Annotated in this window: 6 protein-coding genes; 2 read left to right on the forward strand and 4 right to left on the reverse strand. The window is 76.7% G+C overall.

What is annotated here, in order from left to right; genetic code table 11:
- The 3 genes from AC2CJA_RS22630 to AC2CJA_RS22640 form a co-directional block, all read right to left on the reverse strand.
- Nucleotides 1-739, reverse strand: a 739-nt coding sequence (locus AC2CJA_RS22630; protein WP_484604520.1) for a glycosyltransferase family 2 protein, incomplete at its 3' end; no start/stop codon positions are given.
- Entirely contained in the window at nt 736-2,373 is a 1,638-nt protein-coding gene (locus AC2CJA_RS22635; RefSeq protein ID WP_484604521.1) for a carbamoyltransferase family protein, read from the reverse strand. The genes AC2CJA_RS22635 and AC2CJA_RS22630, both read right to left, overlap by 4 nt.
- Before the next feature lie 294 nt (nt 2,374-2,667).
- Nucleotides 2,668-3,633: an NAD-dependent epimerase/dehydratase family protein gene (locus tag AC2CJA_RS22640; RefSeq protein ID WP_484604523.1), complete on the reverse strand. Its 966-nt coding sequence runs from the start codon at nt 3,631-3,633 to the stop codon at nt 2,668-2,670.
- Nucleotides 3,634-3,716: 83 nt separating this feature from the next.
- Between AC2CJA_RS22640 and AC2CJA_RS22645 the strand changes: the two genes are divergently transcribed.
- Both AC2CJA_RS22645 and AC2CJA_RS22650 read left to right on the forward strand, forming a co-directional pair.
- On the forward strand, nt 3,717-3,944 hold the full coding sequence (locus AC2CJA_RS22645; RefSeq protein ID WP_241718030.1) for a DUF6480 family protein: 228 nt from the start codon (nt 3,717-3,719) through the stop codon (nt 3,942-3,944).
- Entirely contained in the window at nt 3,941-4,933 is a 993-nt protein-coding gene (locus tag AC2CJA_RS22650; RefSeq protein WP_484604522.1) for a polysaccharide pyruvyl transferase family protein, read from the forward strand. The genes AC2CJA_RS22645 and AC2CJA_RS22650 overlap by 4 nt, the downstream gene beginning before the upstream one ends.
- Nucleotides 4,934-4,974: 41 nt before the next feature.
- Here the strand turns inward: AC2CJA_RS22650 and AC2CJA_RS22655 are convergent, their stop codons facing one another.
- Entirely contained in the window at nt 4,975-6,048 is a 1,074-nt protein-coding gene (locus AC2CJA_RS22655) for an NAD-dependent epimerase/dehydratase family protein (protein ID WP_484604524.1), read from the reverse strand.
- Nucleotides 6,049-6,212 lie beyond the last annotated feature (164 nt).

The raw sequence follows: 6,212 nt of genomic DNA on the forward strand, positions 1-6,212 counted from the left end.
CCCGGGGGGCCGCGGCCCGCCGCCACCAGGCGGGGCCGTGCAGCCGCAGCATCAGCGCGTCGTCGGCGTTGCCGCGCTGCATGCGCAGCGACACCCAGCGGCCGGCGGGCCGCACCGGATGCGTGGTGAGCCGGTTGCCGCGCCGGATGCGCCAGCCGTCGTCCAGCACCCGCAGCGCCAGGTCGGCGTCCTCGCGGAAGGCGCGCGGGAAGCGCTCGTCGAAGCCGCCGACCGCCTTGAGCGCCTCGGTGCGGTAGGCCATGTCGGCCGTCGCCCACCGGGCGCGGGCCAGGCCGGCGGTGTTGCGCTCCCAGTCGGTGGGGCGCCGCCCGGTGGGCAGCGGCACGTCCAGCTCCCCCTGCACCCCGGCGACGGTGGGGTCGGCCTCGCCCAGGTCGCGGGCCAGGGCCTCGCGCCAGCGGGCGCCGACACGCACGTCGTCGTCGAGGAAGGCCACCCAGGGGGCGGTGACCAGCTGCCAGCCGATGTTGCGGGCGCCGGCCGGGCCCCGACCGCCGGTCCGCACCACGGCGGCGCGCTCGCGCAGCGGCCCCAGCGCGTGCAGCGGCAGGTCCTCGCGGAGCGGTTCGGGCTGCGGCCGGTCGTCCACGATCACGATCTCGCGCGGCTCGGGGCCGGCCGATCCGCCCAGCGAGGCCAGGCAGTCGGCCAGGCAGGGGCGGCCGACGGTGGGTATGACCACCGAGTAGTCGACGGCGGCCCGGTGCGGGGAGCTCACGCGAAGAACCTTCCGCGGCGGACCGCGAACGGTCCGATGGCCAGCAGGTCCACGGGGGAGGAGCCGAAGCACTCCAGCGCGTCGCGTGGGGAGTCCACCATCGGGCGTCCGGCGGTGTTGAGGCTGGTGTTGACCACCACCGGCAGCCCGGTGCGGCGCTCGAAGGCGTCCAGCATGCGCGCCACCAGCGGCTCGTCGCCGGAGTTCACCGTCTGGACGCGGGCGGTGCCGTCCACGTGCACCACCGCGGGGATCCGGTCGCGCCACCGTTTGGCCACGTCGTGCACGAACAGCATGTACGGGCTGGGCAGCGGCCCGTCGAAGATCTCCGCGGCGCGCTCCTCGGTGACCATGGGCGCCACCGGGCGGAACTCCTCGCGGCCCTTCACCCGGTTGAGCCGGTCCAGGTTCTCCGCCCGGCCCGGGTGGGCCAGCAGCGAGCGGTGGCCCAGGGCGCGCGGGCCGTACTCGGCGCGGCCCTGGAACCAGGCCACGATCCCGTCGCCGGCCAGCGTCCCGGCGACCGTTCCGGCGATGTCGGCGGGCCGCTCGTAGGGGACGGCCGCGTCCTTCAGGAAGGACTCGATCTCTCCGTCCGACCAGCCGCGGCCCAGGTCCGCGCCGGGCATCGGCAGCGGGGACTCGTCGTGCGCGGCGGCCAGGTGCAGGGCCGCGCCCAGCGCGGTGCCCGCGTCACCGGCCGCGGGCTGCACCCACACCCGCTCGAAGGGGCCCTGGGCGGCCAGCCGGGAGTTGGCCACGCAGTTCAGCGCCACCCCGCCGGCCAGGGTCAGCTCCCGGCCGCCGCCCTCGGCGTGCAGCCAGCTCGCCAGGTCCAGCAGCGTCTCCTCCAGCACGGCCTGGGCGCTGGCGGCCAGGTCGGCGTGGTCCTGGTTCCAGTCGGCGCCCGCCTCGCGAGCGGGGGCCAGCGCCGCCCACTCCACCCCGTGGGCGGTGAAGCCGCCCCTGCCGTCGCTGTGCACCCACTGGCGCAGCTGGGGCAGGAAGCGCGGCTTGCCGTAGGAGGCCAGCGCCATGACCTTGTACTCGTCGCTGGAGCGCAGGAAGCCCAGGTGCTCGGTCAGCTCCTCGTAGACCAGGCCGAGCGAGTGCGGCAGCTTCTGCGTGGCCAGCACCTCCAGCCGGTCGCCGTGGTAGCGGCCGGACAGGTGGGAGGCGCACTCGCCGCGCCCGTCGAGGACCAGGACCGCGCTGTCGCGGTGCGGCCCGGCGATCCCGGCGGACGCGGCGTGCGCCATGTGGTGCGGCACGAAGCGGACGACGGAGGGGTCCAGGCCGGGCAGCGCCTCGGCCAGGAAGGACGGGGCGCGGCGGGCGTACTCCCGGCGCAGGTGGTCCCAGGGGTCGTCCAGGCCCAGCGACTCGGCGGGGGCCGACAGCGCGGGGTCGAAGGAGTAGGCGACCGCGTCCAGGTCCGCGGGGGTGAGACCGGCCTGCCGCAGGCACCAGGCCGCCGCCCGCTCGGGCATCTCCCAGGCGGAGAACGGCACCGGCCGCTTGCCGTGCTTGCGCCGGCTGAACCGCTCCTCCTCCGCCGCCGCGACGGTGCGGCCGTCGACGACCAGTGCCGCCGCCGGGTCGTGGAAGACGGCGTTGATGCCGAGGATGCGCATGAGGGGTGCCTCCGTGATGTCGGTCCCGGTGAGTCGGGGTGGTTGCGGGTGCCCCTGGGGATGCCGTGGCGTCCGGGGTTACCTCCGGCGGCGATGCCAAACGCCGCAGGTCGACTCTGTACGGGGGAACTGACTCCAACGGGTGACGGAAGCGCGCGCGGAAGGAGCGCGGGAGGAGCCCGGAGGCACCGGAGGAAGAGGCCGGGGCCACCCGGCCCGGGAGGGCGGGACGCCGCCCGGCTCCGGTCCGGGCCCGGTTCGGGCGGCGGATCAGGCGGCGGTTCGGGCGGCGGATCAGGCGGCGGCCCGGCGGGCGAACCAGCCGATGGTCCGCTCCAGCCCCTCCTGCCAGCCCACACGCGGTGCCCAGCCCAGCTTCTCCCTGGCCAGGGAGGTGTCCGGGCAGCGCCGGGCGGGGTCGTCGCCGGGCCGCTCGACGAAGGTGACCGGCGAGGCCGATCCGGTGAGCTTGACGATCCGGCGGGCGATCTCCAGGACGGTGGTCTCCTCCTCGCCGCCGATGTTGACCGGCCCCGGCAGGCCGCTGCGCGCGAGCGCGACGATGCCCGCCACGGTGTCGTCGGCGTAGCACAGCGAACGGGTCTGGCCGCCGTCCCCGGCCACCGTCAGCGGTTCGCCCGCCAGGGCCTGCCGGATGAAGGTCGGCACGGCGCGGCCGTCCCCGGCGCGCATCCGGGGGCCGTAGGAGTTGAAGATCCGCACGATCGCGGTGTCCGTGCCGCGCGCCCCGCGGTGGGCGGTGACCAGCGCCTCCGCGTACCGCTTGGCCTCGTCGTAGACACTGCGCGGGCCGACGGGGTTGACGTGCCCCCAGTAGTCCTCGCGCTGCGGGTGCTCGCGCGGGTCGCCGTAGACCTCGGAGGTGGAGGCCAGCACCATCCGCGCGCCGTCGCGCGCGGCCAGCTCCAGGGCGTTGCGGGTGCCGCCGCTGCCCGTCTCCAGGGTCTCCAGCGGCAGCCGCAGGTAGTCCGCGGGCGAGGCGGGGCAGGCCAGGTGGAAGACCAGGCCGAAGGGGCCGCCGGGCAGGTCCGCCAGGGCGTCCGGCGCGCAGGCGTCACGCCGGACGAGGGCGAAGCCGTCCCGGCCGAGCAGATGCGCGAGGTTGTCCTCGGACCCCGAGACCAGGTTGTCCACGGCCGTCACCGCCAGGCCGTCCTCCAGCAGGCGTTCGCACAGGTGCGACCCCAGGAATCCGGCGCCGCCGGTCACCACGGCCCGTCGCCGGTCACGTTCACCCATCATCGGCAACCTCTTCCTCTCGTTTCCCGGTTCTGTTCCCCGGAGCCGGTGTAAGGGGGCGGCCCGCTGCGCACTCGGAGACCATGAGCGAAACGCACCCGGATCCGGACCCCAGGCGGTCGCCCGGCCTCGAGAGCGGTGGCGGGGTGCCGCCGGGCGAGACACCGCCCGGCGAGAGCAGTACGCCCGCGGGAGCCCCGGACCAGAACGCCAACACACCCAGCGGCTGGGGCCCGGTGCCGCTGATCCTGCTGCTGATCCTCGCCGTGCTGGTGGCGGGCTTCTTCATCGCCTACGCGGTGGCGCTGTGACAGCGGTTCCCAGGACGACGAAACCGGAAACACCCGGGGCGGCCAGAGCGCTGCTCACCGGCTGGTTCACCTTCACGCACGGCGAGGCCACGGCCGGCGACGTGCTGGCGCTGGAGCGCGCCCGGGAGGTACTGGACCGCTCCGGCACACCCCACGACACCGCCTGGAGTCCGGGATTCCGGCCGGAGGGGCCGCATCTGGAGGACGCGGACCCGGCGCGGTACACCCATATGGTCTTCGTCTGCGGCCCGCTGCACGGGCCCCAGGTCGCACAGCTCCACGAGCGCTACCCGGACTGCGTGCGCGTCGCCGTGGGGGTGTCGGTCGTCGACCCCGGTGACCCGGCCGTACGCGGCTTCCACCATGTGCTGCCGCGTGACGCCGACGGGGTGCGCCCCACCGCCGATCTGGCCGCCGCCGCGCCCGGGGCGCCCGCCGCCCCGGTGGCCGGTGTGATCCTCACCCGCGGCCAGGGGGAGTACGGCCGCCGCCGCCGCCACGAGGAGGTCGCCGACCGGGTGACCGGGTGGCTGGCGCGGACCGACTGCGCCCGGGTGGAGCTGGACACCCGCCTGGCGGACGGCGACTGGCGGCTGTGCGCCACCCCCGCCCAGCTCCAGTCCGTACTGGCCCGGCTCGACGTCGTGGTCACCGACCGGCTGCACGGCCTGGTGCTCGCCCTGCGCGCCGGGGTCCCCGTCCTGGCCGTCGACCCGGTGGCCGGCGGCGCGAAGGTGACGGCCCAGGCCCGGGTGCACCGGTGGCCGGCCCTGATCCCGGCCGAGCGGCTGACCCGGGAGGAGCTGGACCGCTGGTGGCGGTGGTGCCTGACCGGGGGCCGGGACGCGGCCCGGCGCCGGCGGCATGTCTTCCGCCGCGCCCCCGACCGGGACCAGGGCGGCGCGCTGGCGCGGCTCATGGGGCCGGAGACCGATTCCGGCTCCGCGGCGCCCGGCGCCGGGCACGTACGGCGGGGCCGGGGGAGGTAGCCGACTCCCGCGACCGGCGGCCCGGAGGCGGGCAGGCCGGTTCAGGCCCGCCCGCCCACACCGGTGGCGATCTCGTGCCGCCGCCCGCCCGCCACGACGGGCGCCAGCGGGGCGGTGGGCGCCCCCGCCACCTCGCGCATCCCGCGCAGCAGCTCCCGCAGCGCTTCCTGCGCCGACCGCCGGGGCCGCCAGCCCAGCTCCCCGGCGGCCCGTCCGCAGTCCATCACCGGCAGCCGCAGGAACGCGTCCAGCAGCTCCGGCGGCGCGGGCACCAGACGCAGCCGCCACGCCGCGCCCACCGCGGCCCGCACCGGCCCCAGCGGCATCCGCACCACACGGGCGCCCAGCACCTCGGCCAGCACGTTGGCGTCCACCACCGGTCCGGCCGCCAGGTTGAAGGCCCCGTGCACCGGCTTCAGAACCGCGAGCCGGTACGCCTCGGCGGCGTCGTCGGTGTGCAGCACCTGGAAGCGCATCCCCGGAAGGGCGGGCACGGCCGGCACCGCGCCGAGTCCGGCCAGCCGCTGCGGCAGGAACGGACCGGCGAACAGCCTGCGCTGTTCGCTCGCGGCCTCCCGCTTGAAGAGGAAGCCCGGTCGCATCCGCACCACGCGCACCCGGGGGTGGTCGCGCTCGAAACCGTCCAGCAGCCGCTCCACGTACGCCTTCTCCCGGCAGTACGCGGCGTCCGGCCGGCCGCCGTGGGTCGGCCACGTCTCGTCCACCGCGCGGTGGACGGGGCCGGGGGAGTAGGCGCCCACCGAGGAGGCGTACACCAGCGCGGGCACCCCGGCCGCCGCCATCGCGCGCAGCACCCGGGCGGTGCCCAGTACGTTGGTGCGCCAGGTGACCAGCGGATCGCGGGTGGGCTGGATCAGCCAGGCCAGGTGGACCACGGCGTCGGCGCCCCGGAACAGGTCCGTCAGCCGCTCCTCGGCGGCCCGCCCGGCCGGGTCCTCGCCGTCCTCGCCGGCCCCGATGTCCGCACTGGCCCACTCGGTCTTCGGAGGCGTCCACAGCGGTGTGCGGCGGGCGACGCCGAGCACCGAGCCGACCCGCGGGTCATCGCCCAGGGCCCGCACCACCGAGGTGCCCACGTTGCCGGTCGCCCCCAGGACGACCACGCGCGGCCCGCCCTCCGCGCGGCCTTCCGCACTCCTGTCCGTGCCGCTGTCCCCGCCGCTTCCGGCCCGCGCCCCGGTCACCGCTCCTCCCCGTGCGGCGCGCCCCGGGCCCGGTCCGCCGCGGCGGCGAACGGTCCCGTCGCGGCGTCCTCGCC

Source organism: Streptomyces sp. ATLC9 (genome assembly GCF_057196705.1).